At 45.0% G+C, this 18,248-nt stretch carries 16 protein-coding genes; 9 read left to right on the plus strand and 7 right to left on the minus strand.

Annotation, left to right across the window (positions count from 1 at the left end):
• The first annotated feature begins 432 nt into the window (after positions 1 to 432).
• The 4 genes from BLS69_RS29590 to BLS69_RS29605 all read left to right on the plus strand — a co-directional run bounded on the left by BLS69_RS29590 (position 433) and on the right by BLS69_RS29605 (position 4,529).
• Positions 433 to 774 carry an S-layer homology domain-containing protein gene (locus BLS69_RS29590; RefSeq protein WP_240768327.1) on the plus strand — a complete coding sequence of 114 codons (342 nt, stop codon included), beginning with the start codon at positions 433 to 435 and terminating at the stop codon, positions 772 to 774.
• Between the two features lie 291 nt (positions 775 to 1,065).
• Positions 1,066 to 1,965 carry a sulfate adenylyltransferase subunit CysD gene (gene cysD, locus BLS69_RS29595; RefSeq protein ID WP_091038829.1) on the plus strand — a complete coding sequence of 300 codons (900 nt, stop codon included), beginning with the start codon at positions 1,066 to 1,068 and terminating at the stop codon, positions 1,963 to 1,965.
• A gap of 1 nt (position 1,966) precedes the next feature.
• The gene (locus BLS69_RS29600; RefSeq protein ID WP_091038831.1) at positions 1,967 to 3,640 is read left to right on the plus strand and encodes a GTP-binding protein; all 1,674 of its coding nucleotides are present in this window, start codon (positions 1,967 to 1,969) and stop codon (positions 3,638 to 3,640) included.
• A 127-nt stretch (positions 3,641 to 3,767) separates the two neighbouring features.
• The gene (locus BLS69_RS29605; protein WP_091038833.1) at positions 3,768 to 4,529 is read left to right on the plus strand and encodes an S-layer homology domain-containing protein; all 762 of its coding nucleotides are present in this window, start codon (positions 3,768 to 3,770) and stop codon (positions 4,527 to 4,529) included.
• Positions 4,530 to 4,650: 121 nt separating this feature from the next.
• On the opposite strand, the gene BLS69_RS29610 is transcribed toward BLS69_RS29605, so the two are convergent.
• The 3 genes from BLS69_RS29610 to BLS69_RS29620 form a co-directional block, all read right to left on the minus strand.
• On the minus strand, positions 4,651 to 6,516 hold the full coding sequence (locus tag BLS69_RS29610) for a leucine-rich repeat domain-containing protein (RefSeq protein WP_091038834.1): 1,866 nt from the start codon (positions 6,514 to 6,516) through the stop codon (positions 4,651 to 4,653).
• A 185-nt stretch (positions 6,517 to 6,701) separates the two neighbouring features.
• Complete coding sequence (locus BLS69_RS29615; RefSeq protein WP_091038836.1) at positions 6,702 to 7,583, minus strand: GNAT family N-acetyltransferase; 882 nt, start codon at positions 7,581 to 7,583, stop codon at positions 6,702 to 6,704.
• Between the two features lie 260 nt (positions 7,584 to 7,843).
• On the minus strand, positions 7,844 to 8,050 hold the full coding sequence (locus BLS69_RS29620; protein WP_076215046.1) for a DUF2536 family protein: 207 nt from the start codon (positions 8,048 to 8,050) through the stop codon (positions 7,844 to 7,846).
• A 388-nt stretch (positions 8,051 to 8,438) separates the two neighbouring features.
• Here BLS69_RS29620 and BLS69_RS29625 point away from each other — a divergent pair, with 388 nt between their 5' ends.
• A complete protein-coding gene (locus BLS69_RS29625) occupies positions 8,439 to 9,413 on the plus strand; it encodes a tRNA dihydrouridine synthase (protein ID WP_091038837.1) in 975 nt (324 codons plus the stop codon).
• A gap of 94 nt (positions 9,414 to 9,507) precedes the next feature.
• Here BLS69_RS29625 and BLS69_RS29630 read toward each other — a convergent pair whose 3' ends face one another.
• Complete coding sequence (locus BLS69_RS29630) at positions 9,508 to 10,563, minus strand: ankyrin repeat domain-containing protein (RefSeq protein ID WP_091038839.1); 1,056 nt, start codon at positions 10,561 to 10,563, stop codon at positions 9,508 to 9,510.
• Positions 10,564 to 10,816: 253 nt separating this feature from the next.
• On the opposite strand from BLS69_RS29630, the gene BLS69_RS29635 reads away from it, so the two are divergent.
• Together BLS69_RS29635 and BLS69_RS29640 are read left to right on the plus strand one after the other, a co-directional pair.
• Positions 10,817 to 11,386, plus strand: coding sequence for an SF0329 family protein (locus BLS69_RS29635; protein ID WP_091038841.1), 570 nt, complete (start codon positions 10,817 to 10,819; stop codon positions 11,384 to 11,386).
• 170 nt (positions 11,387 to 11,556) lie between these two features.
• Entirely contained in the window at positions 11,557 to 12,723 is a 1,167-nt protein-coding gene (locus BLS69_RS29640) for a cobalamin-independent methionine synthase II family protein (RefSeq protein WP_076253801.1), read from the plus strand.
• Positions 12,724 to 12,918: 195 nt separating this feature from the next.
• Here the strand turns inward: BLS69_RS29640 and BLS69_RS29645 are convergent, their stop codons facing one another.
• Both BLS69_RS29645 and BLS69_RS29650 read right to left on the minus strand, forming a co-directional pair.
• Positions 12,919 to 13,497 carry a GNAT family N-acetyltransferase gene (locus BLS69_RS29645; protein WP_091038843.1) on the minus strand — a complete coding sequence of 193 codons (579 nt, stop codon included), beginning with the start codon at positions 13,495 to 13,497 and terminating at the stop codon, positions 12,919 to 12,921.
• A gap of 41 nt (positions 13,498 to 13,538) precedes the next feature.
• Positions 13,539 to 14,300, minus strand: a complete 762-nt coding sequence (locus BLS69_RS29650; RefSeq protein WP_091038845.1) for a TVP38/TMEM64 family protein — start codon at positions 14,298 to 14,300, stop codon at positions 13,539 to 13,541.
• Positions 14,301 to 14,459: 159 nt separating this feature from the next.
• Between BLS69_RS29650 and BLS69_RS29655 the strand changes: the two genes are divergently transcribed.
• Both BLS69_RS29655 and BLS69_RS29660 read left to right on the plus strand, forming a co-directional pair.
• A complete protein-coding gene (locus tag BLS69_RS29655) occupies positions 14,460 to 15,152 on the plus strand; it encodes a response regulator transcription factor (protein WP_017690627.1) in 693 nt (230 codons plus the stop codon).
• On the plus strand, positions 15,145 to 16,488 hold the full coding sequence (locus tag BLS69_RS29660) for a HAMP domain-containing sensor histidine kinase (protein ID WP_091038848.1): 1,344 nt from the start codon (positions 15,145 to 15,147) through the stop codon (positions 16,486 to 16,488). The genes BLS69_RS29655 and BLS69_RS29660 overlap by 8 nt, the downstream gene beginning before the upstream one ends.
• A gap of 199 nt (positions 16,489 to 16,687) precedes the next feature.
• Here the strand turns inward: BLS69_RS29660 and BLS69_RS29665 are convergent, their stop codons facing one another.
• The gene (locus BLS69_RS29665) at positions 16,688 to 18,223 is read right to left on the minus strand and encodes a carboxylesterase/lipase family protein (RefSeq protein ID WP_091038850.1); all 1,536 of its coding nucleotides are present in this window, start codon (positions 18,221 to 18,223) and stop codon (positions 16,688 to 16,690) included.
• Positions 18,224 to 18,248: the final 25 nt, after the last annotated feature.

The following is an 18,248-nucleotide window of genomic DNA, read 5'->3' on the forward strand; positions in this document are numbered from 1 at the left end:
GTCTGATGCAAATATCCTTGGTTTATATAACAGAGTACTCGAAGCAGAATTACCGCAAATATGCTTAAGGCTCTAAACCGAAGAAGACTAACAGATGATAAAGAAATGAAAGACGCTGGGAAGAAATTTACCCAGCGTCTTTTTTGTCAGTTTGTCTTTTAATCTATTCTAAATCGATTCTTGAATTTATCTGCCGAGGCCTGATCAGCGGGATGAAGAGCATGTCCATACTAGCATCAGACTTGGTATAGTGCTGTAAAAAACTAAGATTCCCCTTTAATTTGGAGTAAGAATTCTCTTCCATAAAAAATTTGGTGTGGGGGGAATGCTTCGAATGAGGAAATCATTTAAGCAGGTCGTTTCCGGGTTACTCGCAGCGGCTCTGCTTCTTCCGGGCGGCTTGATAGCCTATCGGCATCTAATTCACAAATTGTGTATCAGGAAACATTCCAGAATAGCCAAGGCAAGGTAACTCAATCAGGTGGTGCTGGATTCGAAGACAACACGTTCAAACCCAGCAGCAGCATTTCCCGTCAAGACATGATGGTTCTAACGGCGAAAGCCCTGAAAGCAGCAGGTAAGCCATCTGCCGGCAGCGGGAATCTGGCTCCTTATTCCGATGCTGCAACCATTTCCACTTACGCTGTGGATAGTGTAACTTCCCTTGTAGGAAGCGGAATCGTCAACGGAAAAGGTGGCAAAATCGCACCAACTGAATCATTGACCCGCGCTGAAGCAGCGGTGATTCTGTCCCGGATCTGGGCAACTCATTGAAGCTGCTGTCTGTACTTTACAGGCGGCAGCTTTTTCAAATTCCATGGCCCTCAATCATGATTGTAATAGAGATCGTTAACCAACCGATTCCATTTGTAGCTCAGCACAAATCATTCGTTCAGGCGATTTTATTATAGGAGGGAACCGCTACTCAATGCTGAATATTGTCGATCCAATACATAGACATCATAAATTTTACTTTTTTCCACTTTGCAATAAAGATGGAATCTGATAGGATAAGTTTATAAATACGATGGTTTTAGTGAGGATTAAAAAGGAGGCCGCCTTGCCATGCAAGAATTAACACATCTGGATCAACTTGAGGCTGAAGCGATATACATTATCAGAGAAGTAGCAGCGGAGTGCGAGAAACCGGTCATGTTGTATTCCATCGGCAAGGACAGCTCGGTCATGCTGCACTTGGCCCTAAAGGCTTTCTACCCCGAGAAGCCGCCGTTCCCATTCATGCATATCGATACAACCTGGAAATTCAAGGAAATGATTGAGTTCCGCGACCGAAAGGCGAAGGAATTTGGTATCGAAATGATCGTGCACTCTAATGAAGAGGCTATTCAACAAGGAATTAACCCCTTCGACCATGGTTCCGCATATACCGACATTATGAAAACCACAGCCCTGAAGCAGGGATTGGATAAATACGGATTCACGGTTGCGTTCGGTGGCGGAAGACGTGATGAGGAGAAGTCGCGTGCGAAGGAGCGGATTTTCTCGTTCCGGAACAAGAATCACTCGTGGGACCCGAAAAACCAACGTCCGGAGATGTGGAAGCTGTTCAACACGCGAATCAACAAGGGAGAGAGCATTCGAGTCTTTCCGCTGTCCAACTGGACTGAGAAGGATATCTGGCAATACATTCGTCGGGAGAACATCGATATCGTTCCGCTTTACTCCGCGGACGTAAGACCGATCATTAATCGTGACGGGCATATCATCATGGTGGATGACGATCGGATAAAGCTTGAGCCTGGCGAGAAGGTAGAGATGAAGAAGATTCGCTTCCGCACGTTGGGTTGTTACCCGCTCACGGGCGGAGTCGAGTCCGATGCCGTTACGCTGGATGAGATCATTGAGGAGACATTGGGTGCGTTATCTTCCGAACGGACCAGTCGGGTTATCGATCAAGAAGCGGCGGGAAGCATGGAACGACGCAAACGGGAGGGCTATTTCTAACATGAAGAGTCTACTTAAATTCATTACCTGCGGAAGTGTGGATGATGGCAAGTCCACGCTGATCGGACATATGCTCTATGAGGCTAAGCTGCTGTTTGCCGATCAAGAACGCGCGCTTGAGCTCGATAGTCGATTGGGAAGCCGAGGCGGCAAAATCGACTACTCGCTGCTCCTCGATGGTTTGCTGGCCGAACGCGAACAAGGGATTACCATTGATGTGGCATATCGTTATTTTACGACGTCTCATCGTTCCTTCATCGTGGCGGACACACCGGGACACGAAGAGTATACGCGCAACATGGCTGTAGGCGCTTCCTTTGCCGATCTAGCCATCATTCTGGTGGACGCTACCAAAGGCATCATTACCCAGACCAAACGCCATGCCCGGATCTGCGCCCTGATGGGGATCAAGCATCTCGTACTGGCTGTGAACAAGATGGATCTGGTCGGCTTCGATCAGAGGACGTTCGAGGCAATCAAGGAAGAGTTCATCCAAACGACGGCCGAATTCCAAATCAAGAGCATCCAGGTCATTCCCGTGTCCGCTACGGAAGGGGACAACATTACAACCCAGTCGCCGAATGCTCCCTGGTACGAGGGGTTAGCATTATTGCCGTATTTGGAAAGTATAGATGTTCATACTACCGATGATACGAAGCCTTTCATGATGCCGGTTCAGCGTGTAAGCAGACCGGACCATACGTTCCGTGGGTTCCAGGGCCAGATCGAGGCTGGAAAGATTTCGGTCGGAGACGAACTCATGACTCTGCCAAGTCGGGAGAAAGCCAAGGTTAAGCGGATTTTGGTGACGGACCAAGCTCAGGATTCGGCTTATGCTGGCCAACCGGTTACGATACAACTGGACCGCGAAGTTGATGTCTCGCGGGGCTGCGTGCTCACGATAGACAATCAAGTCCAAGAAGCTGACAGCTTTGCTTCTACGATCCTGTGGATGGACGATTCCGTCCTGACTCCGGGCAAGCATTATTGGGTAAAAGTCGGAACGAAGACTCTTCCAGGCACTGTAACGGCGATTACCCATAAAATTGACATTAACACGGGCCATACCGTTCCGGCCGATCAAATTGTTAAGAACGAATTGGCCAAGTGTGAATTCACGCTGTCGGATCAGATCGTCTTCGATTCCTTTGAGCACAATAAGAGCATCGGAGGTTTTATCCTCATTGATCGTGTCACTAACATGACGTCTGCTTGCGGAGTCATCGATCAAGCTCTGAAGGGAGAAAGCCGATTTGCCACGCTGGATACGGGGATCACGAGAGATGTTCGCGCCCAGCAGAAAGGACAATCTCCGCTTACGCTCTGGTTTGCTGGCTCGGATACGGTAGCTCTCGCCAAGGAAGTGGAGAAGCGACTAATGTCATCCGGTTACCATACGATGCTGCTTGAGAGCATCAGTGGAGAAACGCTCCGCGGTACGGCGGAGATGGCAAAGGTGTTGAACGACGCCGGCCTGATCTCACTGGTATCCCATGATTCTATCAGTGCGGGCGAACTTGAGACAGCTCGAGAGATCATCGGGGGTAAAGGATTTATCGAAGTTAACGCGGACGAGATCGGCGGAATGTCCACCCAGGATGCCGCGAAATCCGTGGTTAAACGAGTCGTGCAATCCGTTATCGATCACAGTCCTTCGAATAACTACGACATATAATAAGCATGTCCGATAAAAGCGGTTGCCGATCAGGCAGCCGCTTGTTTGTTTCGTCAAGATCCCTTTATATGGGGAGACTGATCTCTGGATTTGCTTTATCCTGTGGAAGGAGATCTGTATATAACCTATGTTATACTTTCTTGATGGCATAAAACCAGAATCAGCAAGGAACGGGACGTTGGATCTGAAAGGTATCGTCACAGATCCGGACGGATCAGTTCGTCATGTTCCAACTAAAGTTACGGAGGAAGATGGCAAGTTTTACGCCAAAATTAACATCTTAACGAACAGTCTGTATTCAGTGGTATGGCACCCGTTGATGTTCAAAGATGTAGAAAATCATTGGGCTAAGGATGCTGTCAATGATATGGGCTCTCGCCTCATTGTGAATGGCATTGGTAACGATCTATACAATCCAAATACGGATATGACACGTGCTGAATTCGCAGCGATTATGATGAAAGGTTTGGGACTGAAGCCAGTTGATGGAAAGGCGCCTTTTGCAGATGTGGATGCTTCCGATTGGTATAATTCCAATTCCGCTGTTCTGACGGCCTATGAGTACAAGCTGATTGAGGGCTTTGAGGATGGAAACTTCCGCCCGCAAGAGAAGATTACTCGTGAGCAAGCCATGGTGATCTTGTCCAAAGCTATGGCAATTACAGGTCTTCAGGAGAAGCTGGCGACGAAGGACAGCGATGAGATGCTGAAGCCGTATACAGTTACAATTGCTGTGTCGGAATGGGCGAAAGCCGCTGTTGCTGCAAGTATTGAGGCAGGTGTGATCAGCGGCAGAGGAGCACATGAACTGGCTTCGAAAGCCAACATCACCCGTGCTGAGGTTGCAGCTATCGTCCAAAGAATATTGAAGGCTTCGGACTTGATTTAAAGCACCAAAAGGGTTCCCCCATGCAGGAAGAACTGCATAAGGGGAGCCCCTTTTTGTCTTTGTTTCAATACCACCCATTAACTACAGTATTCTAAGTACTCCCCACCTTTCCAGGCGGTCATTAATACACATGCACACCCGTACCAAGCACGGATTTGTTTTGTACGGAATTACCGGATAGATATACCTTTTGCAGATCAGGCAGCTGGCTCAGGGTCTCTATATTGGAAATGGCATTGTTCTCGAGATGAAGCTCTTCTATGGCCTGCCAGTTACTCATGAACTCGAGAGAAGCCAAATTGCTGTCTTGCAGAGTGAAGGAACGTAGAGCGGACAGTTTGGCAAAGTAAGGCATCATTTGGTCAACTTCAGTAACAGAGGTATTGTTGATGCTGAAATATGGCTGCTCTAAGGTCAAATGTTCAAGCACGCTGTTCTCCGTGGCCGTCTTTTGTTCAAAGTTCAGCCTACACTCGGAGCACATCAGAGATTTGACCTGCTTCAAACGAAATAAGGCATCGCTTTCCTTGAACAGTGACGAGTCGTAAATGTTTAAGGTCTCTAGGCGGGACAAGCCGTCCAGGGCACCAAGTTGGGTTATTTCATCAATCTCCCAGAGCGAGAGTTGTTCCAATTTCGGGAATTTCCCCAGCGCAGCCAAGTTCAACTCGCCACTTCCGCCACGGAGCGTCAGACTGGTTGTAGCCGCGGCCTCTAGCCCGGTGAGAAAGGAGCTTGGAATTTCCACTCGCTCTACTTTAGGCAGTGTCAGCGCTTCTGCATTCTCGTAGTAGCCGGACAACGTTAATTCCCGCAGAGAGGGCAGACTGTTTATGGCTTTTACCGAACCAAGCTGACTTAGAGAAGCCAAGCGTAGCGTAGTAATGGAGTTTTTACCGGTCAAGTGCTCCAGATTGGAAAAGTTCACATTTTCGATATCTAGCGTTTGTAGAGCAGGCATATTTTGCACAAAGTCGATGGACTTTACATTCGATAAATAGGACAACTGAAGCTCCTGAAGCTGGGTCAGGGCGTACAGCGGCTGCAGGTCTGTGGCTTCGCTGTAATGTATGGACAAGGATGACAGCCCGGTCATGGACGATAACCATCCGAGTTCATCGACAAAGGTGAGCGACAGGGACTTGAGCGGCAGTTTATTCAATAGATAAAAATCCGTTACGGACTCATCCACATAGGTAATGGATAAAGAACTCAGATTAGGAAATTCCAGCAGCAGGGCCAATTCCTGATTGCTGCGAAGCTGAGTGGTAAGCTCCGTGATTTTAGACTTGTCGCCAAAGTAGCCCGAAAATGTACTAAAGGATTCGTTAAAAGCGCCTCCATAACTTTTTAATCCGGGCATATGGGCCAAAGTGGTTTGGTCCGTCTGGGAGATTTCATAGGTATTCGTCAGGTCCAATGCGGTCAGTCCCTTAAAAGCTTCAAAATCTCGCTGATCAATCCGCTGGCTATTCAGTTTCTTGTCCTGAGTAATATAAGTGATCTTCTCGGCCTGTTCATCGCTGAAGGGATCGGAGAGACTGTATGTAAACTTCCACTGATCATTCTTCGAATGCTCTACGGTCAAGTAGCGAATACGAGCCAGTTCCTCCTCTGTAGGCAAGGCAGATCCTTTATCAAAGATATCTCGCAAAAAGGAGAGCAGAACCTCGCTTTCGGGCATCGTTCGCACAGGCAGATTGGCTTCTGTTTTTGAATATGTGGAGCTGTTGCTATAATAAAAATATGTACCGATGGCGCCAGCCAGGACTAACATCAGTATCAGCATTACCTTTATGGAGGCAGTCTGCTTCAGCGGTGCTTTAGGGGGCGTTCCGTGGTAATGATTAATGGTCTGGTCTACGTAATAGACATGATTTTGCTTCAATAAAAGCTCTGTTTCACAATAGGGACACTTTAAAACCTCATCCTTCTTGTATTCAATTCTTCCGTTGCAATTGGGGCAGTTTAGCGGGATAAACGCCACGAATGTCCCCTCCTTCATTATGATGGTCATAAGATCATGCTGAACGGTCATCTGATTTCATTATACCTTGTGAATTTACGTTTGATGAGAGAAAGAAGTTTCACATAGCGAAGGAGCAGGGGAATCCTGCTCCTTTTTGGTCTTATTTAAAGTGTGGCTGGTGATAGGCATTATTAAATCAATCATTAAGCGATCGAAGTAATCGGATGTTTAACGTGCACAGGGTAGAGATGTTCACCATGGGTTCTTACAAATAAACCTTCATTGGTGATTATACTTTTTAGAACGATATGATCTGTTGCATCTGGCGTGAAATGGAAAGTTATTTTCTCCGTATCATCATCTGCGATCTTATCCAAAATATCGTTCATATTCATTTCGTTTAAGCTAACAACGTCGAAGAGCTCAATATGATTGTCTTCTTTCTGATAAATAACAATGACGTTTTCGTTTTCCAAGTAATAAATATCATCACTAAAGACATTCAGGCAATAAAACATGAGTATTCCTTGAGCATGATGGGTTGCGAAATGCTGAGAAACAGGTAATCTTTCCGATGCCAATTTTTGAATAAGACGTAAATCCTCCGCGTTAGTTACATTTAGTTTACGGATATTCGCAGGTTCGGGTGATTTTTTTGCCGTATAATCCATTGAAAAAAGATGTTCTTCCACAGGTTTAAACCCAAACTTGGGGTAAAAATCGAGCACCGATTCATTGGCAAAAAGGTACATGTAATCGTATTTGTTCTCGTATTCCTCTAAAACTTTATTCATTAAACGTGTAGAGAGTCCTTTCCCCCGATAATCAGGATGTGTCATCACCGTGCCGATTTGAATCGCTTTTTTCTTCTCACCGTGAATGATGAGCTCAAGGATGTTAACAGAAACGTTGGCAATAACCTGGTTTCCATCGACATATGAATAAGGAATGTAACGCTCGCCCCAGTATCCTTGTTGATACCAATTTTCAAAATTGATCTCAAACGTGTTGACAGCAAGCTCGAAAAAACTTTTGCGCAGTACTTCATTGTTTTTATAATTCTTCATAAATATTAATTCTTGCATGGTATTACCCCCTTAATCCTCAAAAATGACTGTTTGTATAGTGGTACGATCCCGTATTTAACTATGTAAAATATGATTGCAGGTGACAATTCTGCTTATAAGTTGTTGTTGGTTAAGCAAGATTTGTAACAAGAGAAAGTGGAGTATGATACGGAAAGAGACGCGAGCGAATTCGCGTCTTCTTTTTTGCATGCTTTATAGGATATGCTTAAATGCAATTGCGTCAGTGAACTGTTTTTCACTATTCAAATCTTGGTCCATTAATCTACGTTAAAATGCACGATTGCACTATATAACATCTTGTTGCGAAAAGGGTCAAACGTTACTTGATGTTGAACTTGCTTCACGCGTAACATTAATGCTTTGTTCATTCCGATTCGTTCTTCGATCGCTCGTTCCAGTTCACGGAAGTCATAAGCCTGCAAGCATTCGACTTTGTCTTTGATCATATCCAGTGAAATTTCCATATATAATTCAGGCCTCCTTAAAATCTCGATTTGCAGGTTAAAAGCCTGTCGAGCTTCATTTTAGAGGAGCTTTTCCAGTTCGGCAAGAGCAATCGGGCTGAAAATCTAATAAAGACGTGATAAAATCGGGAAAGGGCAATTTCGAGATCATCGAACTTTCAATAATTTGAAGATCCAATGGAAGGAATAACAGATACTGCTGTTTGAACGAAGTTACATTTGCATGGTATAAGTGAAGAAGAAGCTAGGACACCATGATGTGAATTGCAACGAAACTGCGAATGATCATGTAAATGATAGGCAAGCAGATGAATGAGTTACGAGTTTTACTATTTTAACTATTAATGAGGACATGGACTGTCCTGGAATGTATAGAGGAGTTTTTGAGATGACAAAGGAAAACTTTTGGCGTGAATTGCCACGACCATTTTTTATACTGGCACCTATGGAAGATGTGACGGATGTTGTGTTTCGGCATGTCGTAAGTGAAGCGGGCAGACCGGATGTGTTTTTTACGGAGTTTGCGAATACAGAGAGTTATTGTCACCCTGAGGGGCACCATAGTGTGCGTGGACGGTTGACGTTTACAACGGACGAACAGCCGATTGTGGCTCATATCTGGGGAGATAAACCGGAATTCTTTCGTGAGATGAGTATCGGTATGGCGAAAGAAGGATTTAAAGGCATCGATATTAATATGGGTTGTCCGGTAGCGAATGTAGCCGAGAATGGAAAAGGAAGTGGATTGATCTGCCGGCCAGCCCTTGCGGCGGAGATTATTCAGGCGGCTAAAGCCGGGGGGCTGCCGGTCAGTGTGAAAACGCGTCTCGGATTTACTGAGGTCGGCGAATGGCGCGACTGGTTGACCCATATTTTGCAACAGGACATTGTGAACCTGTCCATTCATCTGCGGACGAGAGAAGAAATGAGCAAAGTAGACGCTCACTGGGAACTGATTCCGGAGATTAAAAAACTTCGTGATGAGATAGCTCCTAATACACTGCTGACGATTAATGGGGATATTCCTGACCGTGAGACAGGCCTGAGACTCGTGGAGCAATATGGTGTGGATGGTATTATGATTGGACGCGGTATTTTCCAGAATCCGTTTGCTTTTGAGAAGGAGCCGAAGGAACACAGCAGTAAGGAATTGCTTGATCTGCTACGGCTGCATTTGGATCTCCATGATCAATATTCCGAGCTTGAACCGCGTTCGTTCAGCCCGCTGGCCCGTTTTTTCAAAATCTATGTTCGTGGCTTCCGCGGTGCTAGTGAGCTGAGAAACAGCTTGATGAACGCCAAGACCACTTCTAAAGTACGCGAATTGCTCAATGAGTTTGAAAGAAATGAACAGGCGGAGTAGAGTAAGGCGTTAATCATGGATACGGAGTATAATTTAGATAGATTTAATAGAAAAAAGAAGCGGTAACTTTTCCGCTTCTTTTTTGCTTTGCTGTTTAACGCGTATACTCTGGCTTCTCTATAGTGACCGGCTGAGGATTGGCAAGCACCCATAATACCGCCAACTCGGATAATCTGGCAGGCGCATCAAAATCGTATCCATTATGAAGCCTGCTGGCCAAATCTGCTGCCTCTTGGAGAAGTGCGGGGGCGAGTGGCGCTCCAGTGCCCAGATAACGAATTAGCGCATCCAGCATTTTGCGATACTCCGCATCCCAGTTTCCTCCGCCATTATCCAATACTTCATGGGACACACGTCCTGTGATGCGAATGACCTCTCCCTGCACCGTTTGAGCGTGGCCCTGAGCCGGGATGAGATATTCCCACAGCTCTTGGTGCTGCTTGGGCCAGGTGGTTGCCTTTACCTGAATGGGTGCAGTTCCATCGTGCATGATCCGATTCGCTACCGGCTCGACATCAAATAACTGGTACAGTTTGATCAGCGCGTCTGAAACTCCATCGACCTTGTCCTTATTGAACTTCTCACGGACGAATTCAAAATCCTTACCGATCCGCTTCACCGATTCTTTCATATCCGGGGTGACCGATGCTCCGGCATCCAGAAGAATTGCGGCAATCTCTGCCAGATTAACTATATCGCTATTCCTACAATTGACTAACCCCTTAGCTAATGGCGTATTACCCTGTTTATTTTCTACGTTAATCGTAGCGCCCTGGTTTACCAACTCTTGAACCACTTTGGTTCGATACCCACTGACCGCTGCATGTAACGGAGTTTCATTTTGGTAATCCACAGCGTCCAGATCCGCACCTAATTCAAGGAACAGGGGTACATTTCCTGACCAGTGTGAGGCATGGGCATGTAAAGGCGTGCGTTGATATTTGTCGGGTGCATTAATATCTGCCCCGTGCTCTACCAGCCAGCGAACCAATTCATCCGAAATATGCCGAAAGCTGAGGGTCGTACCTTTGCTATAGCCCCCACGTGCATCCCATTCGCATTGCTCGAAAATTTCTTTTACGGTTGCGATATCATTATCTTTAACGAGTTTTTCCATATGAGCAGGTAAGGTTGCTTTCTTCGTAGCCATTACACTCTTCCTCTCTTTTGTGAATAACAACGTATGTTCCAATGGTAGGCTATAACGATTTAATAGTAAGTAGATAATTTTGTGCAATTTTATCACATAGGGGAATTTAAAACCAATAACTGGGTTTCTTCCATCGTCAATTTGGTTTGCTATGTTATAATTTAAATGAATGTTGATACTGGAGACGGATTGAAAAGATATTTGATATAATCGCCGCAATTCATGCGGTAGGCTTTTGATAATAGGAGGATTTATGTCCTGGAGTAAATTGAAGCAACAACTGGAGAGTTTTCTTAGTCCTGCGTTAGTTGGAAGGGTGGAGTACCGTGCCACCAGCTATCGCTATTCACTTGATAAATCAGGCAATTGTTATATTACTGTAGATAAAAAGAATGTACTCAACATGAGCGATGCAACAACCCCAATCCGATGGTATCAGTCAGAGCAGGAGATCAAGAGCGACCCGGAGATCATGATTCCTGTGAGCGATGAAGAGATTGAAGCTATTCGAAAAGATTCCAAAGGACCCATTCCCGAAGATCGCCTTCAAGTCATGGCAAGAAGTAGAAAAATCTCCGTACATGCCAAAGAGCTTTTGTTGGCTCAGACCGCACTAAGTAAATCAAATTTTACCGTTGCAGCCACGACGTATTTATCAACTTCTATAGAGAATAATCTGGATAGCAAGGATATCTTATTTAATATTCTGGCTTTAATGGACAGACGAGTTGGCAAAAAGCGAATTCTGAACATGTCTGAGCAGGTCAAATTAAAGCATCCAGCGGTACAATATTTTTATGAACTGCGTCGTCGTACGTTGTGAAATTTAATAACATTCATGGATAGAGGTACACTGTGTCGGTGACGGTTTCACTGAAATCTGCCTAACAAGTGGATATAGCTTTTAACTATAACCAGTTATGGTATTTTAGTATCCCTTCTAACTGCTCTCGGCGTGATATGATCATTGTATACAACGAGGGGGTTTTTTACATGACTGATAAGTTCCAGATCGTAGGAAGTTTATTGCGGCCGGATGAGCTGCTGAAATATAAAACGCAAATTGAACATAACGATGATATCCAATATCCATTCTATGAAAACTACGAAGGATATGAGAAGTGTGAGACGGAGGCAATTAAACAAGTTGTGGCTAAGGAAATCGAACATAACTTGTCCGTGGTTACCGATGGCGAATTTTCGAAATCGATGTGGCATTTGGACTTTGTATGGGGATTTGGCGGAGTGAAGCGTTACATCGCGGATCATGGCTATTTTTTCAGAGATGTGGATGGAACTTCGAAGTATGAAACACGCAAAGATATCGGACTGCGCATCACTGATAAATTGAGTGGAAAGAACCATCATTTCATTCAACTGTTCCAACAACTGCAAGACACGGCTGGCGAGCAACAAACGAAGCTTTGTGTACCATCGCCTTCCCATATTTTCGGTGAGCTTTCCTGGTCGGATAACATTGGTGGAACGGATGCTGTATATCAAAACATACAGGAGCTCAAAGAGGGTCTTGTGATCGCGTATAAGGAATTCGTGGAGGAATTCGCTGCAGTGGGCGGTAAAATTCTGCAATTCGATGATTGCTTGTGGGAACTTTTTGCAGACGACAACCCGAACTCTCCTTTTACAGGGGAAAATATTAATCAAGATGAAGTAAAGGGTCTCGCTACCGAATTCATTGATATTAATAATACCGTGATTGACTTTGGTCATAGCCTTGGCTTGAAAATGTGGACACATAACTGCCGCGGCAATTATGATTCCCGCAACATGGGTGGTGGATCGTATGCCAAAATTGCGAATCTGTTCCTGAAGCAATTGAAGTATGACCGTTTCTTCCTGGAGTGGGATGATGATCGTGCGGGTTCAATTGAAGCTCTGGAAGTGTTCAAGGACAGACCTGAAACGGAAATTGTACTGGGTCTGTTGTCATCCAAAACGAGTACACTCGATGATGAAGCACGTGTTGTCCGTTTGCTGGACGAAGCTTCCAAAATCATCGATAAGGATCGGCTGCTGCTGTCTCACCAATGCGGATTTGCATCTTGTGATGGCGGTAACGAATTAAGCGAAGCTCAGCAATGGGCGAAGATTGATCAAGGGCAGAAGATTGCAAAGCAATATTGGGGCAGCACCGTCTAGGATTTAAGCTGAATGTATTGTGACCTTATAAACACATTGCTCGATCAATAGTGTTCTGTGCAATAATGAAACGGCGACTTTTCCTCTGGAATCTATCCAGGGAGAAGCCGCCGTATTTGTTGTGGAACGTACACATGGGTACGTGCTCATTTCTATAACTTTTTTTAACTAATGATGAGGCAGGCATGTCATTCTTTATTTCTGCGATTCACGCTGTGCCAGCCATTCCTTTTTCAACAAAGCATATTGATACGTATTCTCGTATTTCGGTGTGCCGTCCTCATTTTTGACAAATGAAATGAACTCCATAAAAAGACCTTCCCGACGCATGCCCAGCTTCTCACACAGTTTCTGAGAACGGAAGTTATCATCCTCGACATAGGCGTACAGTCTTCTTATTCCCTGTTCCATAAAGAGATTTTCGATGAAAGCATTGGCGCTCTCACTGGCGTACCCTTTTCCTTCATATCTGCCATTAAAATTCCAACCAATACTATACGTATCTGAATTCGAATCTTTATCCGTATCGGAATCCCGATCTTCCCTCATACCAAACAGCTCACCGATCAACTCGTTACTGTCTTTCAGGCAAACCGCGATGTGGGAATCGTCACTGCTTCTTTTTGCAACCTCTGCCACCGCGTCTTCCAACGTTGAAATTCGTTGCTCCATAAAACAATTCACTCTGGGATTTGCGGTGTATTCCAACAGTCCGGCAGCGTCCGTTACGGTGAAATTTCGCAGGATTAATCGATTGGTTTTAAGTATTTGCATAAGATATACCTCCGGTTTTCATATCAATAGATTGGCTTTGTTCATGTTGTATCTCTTTTTATTTTACGAGACTCCCTATTCGTACTATAACTAGGTATAGCCTTGGGTTTGGCTTTGGTACTGTCTGACCGGGAGAACAATCCCACCAATTTCTCCCTATAGATATAACCGAGTACAAACCCGATCACAGCGATAACAGAAATAATAATGGCGATCGTGTATTGTTGCATATGAATTGTGGACCCCACAGCAGCAGATGCAATGATCCACGGCAGACGACCGACAATAAGGATCGTGAAGAACCTAAACGAACTAATCGATGTAAGTGCGGCGACAAATACAAGCATGTCTTTGGGCAAGCCGGGAATCACGAAAAAGATGAATAAAAAAGCGGAGAACTTCTGCTCATCATGAATTAACGACATCCACTTATTATTTTTCTTTTGCATTAGCCGTGAAATATAGGCGCGACCGATGTAACGAGTGAAATAAAAGGCGATCGCTGAGCCTAATATCAAACCTACAGTTGTATACAATGAACCAATGGCTGTACCATAAATATATCCGCCTGCGACTTGTACAACTTCTCCTGGGATAGGTGCAACCACGATCTGAAGAATCTGGAATAAAATAAACATGACCGGACCCCAATGGCCTGTTGAATGAATATACGCTCTGAAATTGTCCATGGAAGACATGATTTTAATAATGGCAGGAGAATAATACACCAGTAGACCAATGGACAACATGATGAACAGACCCAACAATATGTTAATCATTACTTTTTTCGAAGTTTGTGGCATTCCTGACGACCCCTTTGTGTAATAACTTCTACATATTTACAGTATAAGACGAAATTATTAAGAGATACCTACATAACTTCTGAAGAATTCTTAAGTCGATTGTATTTGCTGGTAGTCGCTAATAGCGCATATTATACTGAAATTAGACGGGGGGATCAGATGAGCAAGAAAATTCTAATTGCTGATGATAACAGTGAAATTCGTGAAATTGTAAGGATTCTGTTAGAGAGTGAGAATTATGAAGTGATTGAAGCGATAGATGGTCAAGATGCGATTGATAAAGTGAACGAAGAGACGGATCTCATTATTTTGGATATGATGATGCCCAATAAATCGGGGCTGAAGGCTTGTCTGGAGATTCGTGAAAAAACAAGCGCACCGATCCTGTTTCTCACGGCGAAAACGCAGGATTCAGACAAACAATTGGCCTTTTCCTCAGGCAGTGATGACTTTTTGTCCAAACCCTTTTCCTATACAGAACTTGTTTCGCGGGTGAAGGCTTTACTGCGGAGGTATTATGTTTATCGGGGAAAGGAAAAGACCGAAGAACAGGACCAAATTATCGTTAAGGATCTTACCGTCCATCAGGATTCAAAAGCCGTGTTTGTTGGGGAGAAGGAGATTGCTCTGACTGAAATTGAATACCAGATCTTGCTGCTATTGGCTAAGAAGCGACGAAAGGTATTCTCGGCAGAAAATATATATGAGAGTGTTTGGGGGCAACCCTACTTTTATACGTGTAATAACACGGTGATGGTTCATATTCGTAATTTGAGAGGCAAACTGGAGGATGACCCGCAGAACCCTAAATATGTGAAGACCGTTTGGGGGAAGGGGTACAAAATTGAATAGATTATTAATCGGAAAAAAGCTGAAGATAAAACTGGTTCTGGCGGTTGTCATTTCTTTGGTCATTTCCATAAGTGCACTCGTTATTTTACAAGTTGTTGGCGAGACTGTATTGGATAGTTATTTAAGCAAATCCACTTTTGTAGAGAACAGGCAGCAAGATGCGCTCGATCGATTCGAAGCATTTGTGGACAACCAGAACGTGTCAACCCGTGATCATGAGCAATTGTCTGCTTGGATAAGACATGAGCGCTACTTAAATCTGTATATTTTTGCAAAAGACAAATTGATATTTTCCTCCAACACGGAAATTGATCCTGCCATTAATGAAGAGTTGTTAACTCAAATCGTGCCATCAAAAATACCCATCACCACCATCCATTTTGCGGATCAGGATGCCCAGATATACTTGGTTAGCTTTTATGAGTATCAATACTACAACCTCATTCTGATTATTGGTGTTTTCATAGCGGCCATTGTGTTCCTTGTTTCCTTTCTACTGATGATTAATAAGAAAACATCTTATATTGGCGTGCTTGAACAAGAGATCAAAATACTCGAAGGTGGAAATTTGGATTATTCGATTACGATATCGGGAAAGGATGAACTGTCATCTCTGGCCCAGAGTATTGATGAGATGAGGAAATCATTTGTGGAGCGGCTGGGCAGCGAGGAGAGGGTCAGGATGGCCAACCGTGAATTGATCACGGCGATTTCCCATGATTTGCGAACGCCACTCACAATTCTATTAGGATATATGGATATCATAGAGCTCAACAAATATAAGACACATGAGGATCTGTTGCAGTATATTCATAATAGCCGGGAGAAGGCCTATCAGATCAAAGTGCTGTCGGACAAACTATTCGAATATTTTACGGTATCCTCTGCCGCTGAAGAAGAGGAAGTAGAATTTGAAATGTATGAGGGCAGAGCGCTTATCGATCAACTCATAGATGAGCAATTAGTGGTTTTGGACGATATAGATGTGCAGGTTCAGACAGATGCACATCATGAGGAGTTTTTGCTGGAAATTAATCTGGTCGCCATGCGTCGCGTAATGGATAATATATTTTCAAATATTCGAAAATACGCCGATCCAGGGCACCCCGTTCATATCCAGATTTCTTTGAAGCAACAATGGGTGATTCTTGAGGTGAAGAATAAGATTAAACGTGTTGGCAAAAAGAATGATAGCAACGAAATCGGGCTCGTTAGTTGTCAGAAAATGATTCAGCAGCATAACGGGACGTTGACGGTGTCGCAGGAAAAGGATATCTTTTCACTACAGATTACGTTACCTGTCATCTTCAATAAACCAACACAGACTCATATTTAACGGATCTCTTGAAATGATGCTGATTGTCTTCCGTGGGATCCCTCTGGCTGTCTAATTTTGTTACCTTAGGCTTCTGTAGTGGGGTAACTTGCTAAATAGACATAGGCGAAAGAACATCGCTCTACCATTCACACTATACAAAAAGAGCCATGCGACAGCATGGCTCTTACATATATCGTGAGAGGGCAAGCCTCATGTTTTAAACAACAGGTGCATTCTGTTTCTTGAAATATTGTTCAATTAGAAACGCGAGCATCGGTCCGGGCTCAGCCTTCTGTAATTGAGCTTGATCGCCAAATTCCATGAGATACGGCTGTTCCGTAGTACAAGGAGTCCAATGAGGCATCAGCTTTCCGTTGGAGTCCGGACCGTTTGGATCACCTGTAGCAATAAAATTGGATAGATAATTACACATCTGGCGAGCCAGATCATAATGCTTGCCTGTGAAAGGCCGCCAGCATTTGGCGAGTGTTTCGAAGAAAAACCACAGATCGACGGAGTGAAAAGTGCCCGGCTGGTCCCAGCCCGGAATCTCGGCGTCGAAGTTATAATAGTAGAGAGGCGTTTCAGACGGATGACCGCTGTTCGCGCGGATGGCGAGCAGAATGGCATGTTGGATCATGGGGACCGATGCTTGTTGCAGAGCATGTTCGATTTGGCCGGTATCAGCCTCACATAGCTGCAAAAAGGCAGGAGCATTCTCGCCAAACAACTCCACAGCCATCTGCTTCAGTTCTTCCAGATTGGCTGCGGCGGGACGGGTCCAAAATTCGGAAGACGTATGCCCCAGCATTACGGGTATCGCCTCGCGCTCCTGCTGAACAAAACGAGTAAACGGATCGCCTGCGCAGAATTGTTCGTCGATGACGGTTCCCCAGAAGCTTTTGTATTCAAGTGCTTTGTCACGGAGATATTCAGCATCCAGTTGTCTCGCCTCAGCCAGGGAAGATACGCCCAGGAAGCCAAAAAACTCAACCCCTGCTTGCTCTGCATCCCTTAGTGTGGAACGAACAGAAGGCACGCGGACCTTCGGGTACAACTCGGTAGCTATACCGCTCATGATGACGGCTCGCTGGAACAAGCCTTTATTTTGCGGAGAGGTCATCTGGCTGAGTACACTTCCTCCGCCTGCCGACTGTCCGCCGATGGTGATCTGGTCTGGATCACCGCCAAAGGCGGCAATGTTGCGTTTGACCCACTGGGTACCTGCTTGTTGATCGAGATGACCGAAGTTGGCGGGTGCATGGGGGGATTCGGCACTAATCTCAGGATGGCACAGGAAGCCAAAGGCATTCAGTCGATAATTAATCGTCACAACGATGATACCTCTACGAGCGATTCGCTCGCCATCAAATTCCATTTCGGCCGTATGGCCGACTTGCAGGCCCCCGCCAAAATACCAGACAAAAACAGGCAGCTTCTCGTCCGTGCGTTTGGCTGGTGTCCAGACATTCAGATACAGACAATCCTCGTTCATAGGCAGGTCAGGATCAACGGCCCATTCGCGGGTATAGATATTGTTATCATCGATGACTGTTGGGGCTTGCATGGAGATGGGGGCAAAATCAAAAGCTTGCAGTACACCTTCCCAGCTCGACTGCGGCTGCGGAGCGCGCCAGCGGTTCTCACCTACAGGAGGTGCGGCAAAAGGAACTCCCTTAAAGCTGGTAATTCGCGGGTCCGCCGCGGGCAGTCCTTGCACTTGTCCATGTTCTACCGTAACCAATCTAAGCATACAACATTCTCCTCTCTGGATTTAG

The sequence above is a fragment of the Paenibacillus sp. CF095 genome (genome assembly GCF_900101225.1).
In the GTDB taxonomy this organism is placed as follows: Bacteria; Bacillota; Bacilli; order Paenibacillales; family Paenibacillaceae; genus Paenibacillus.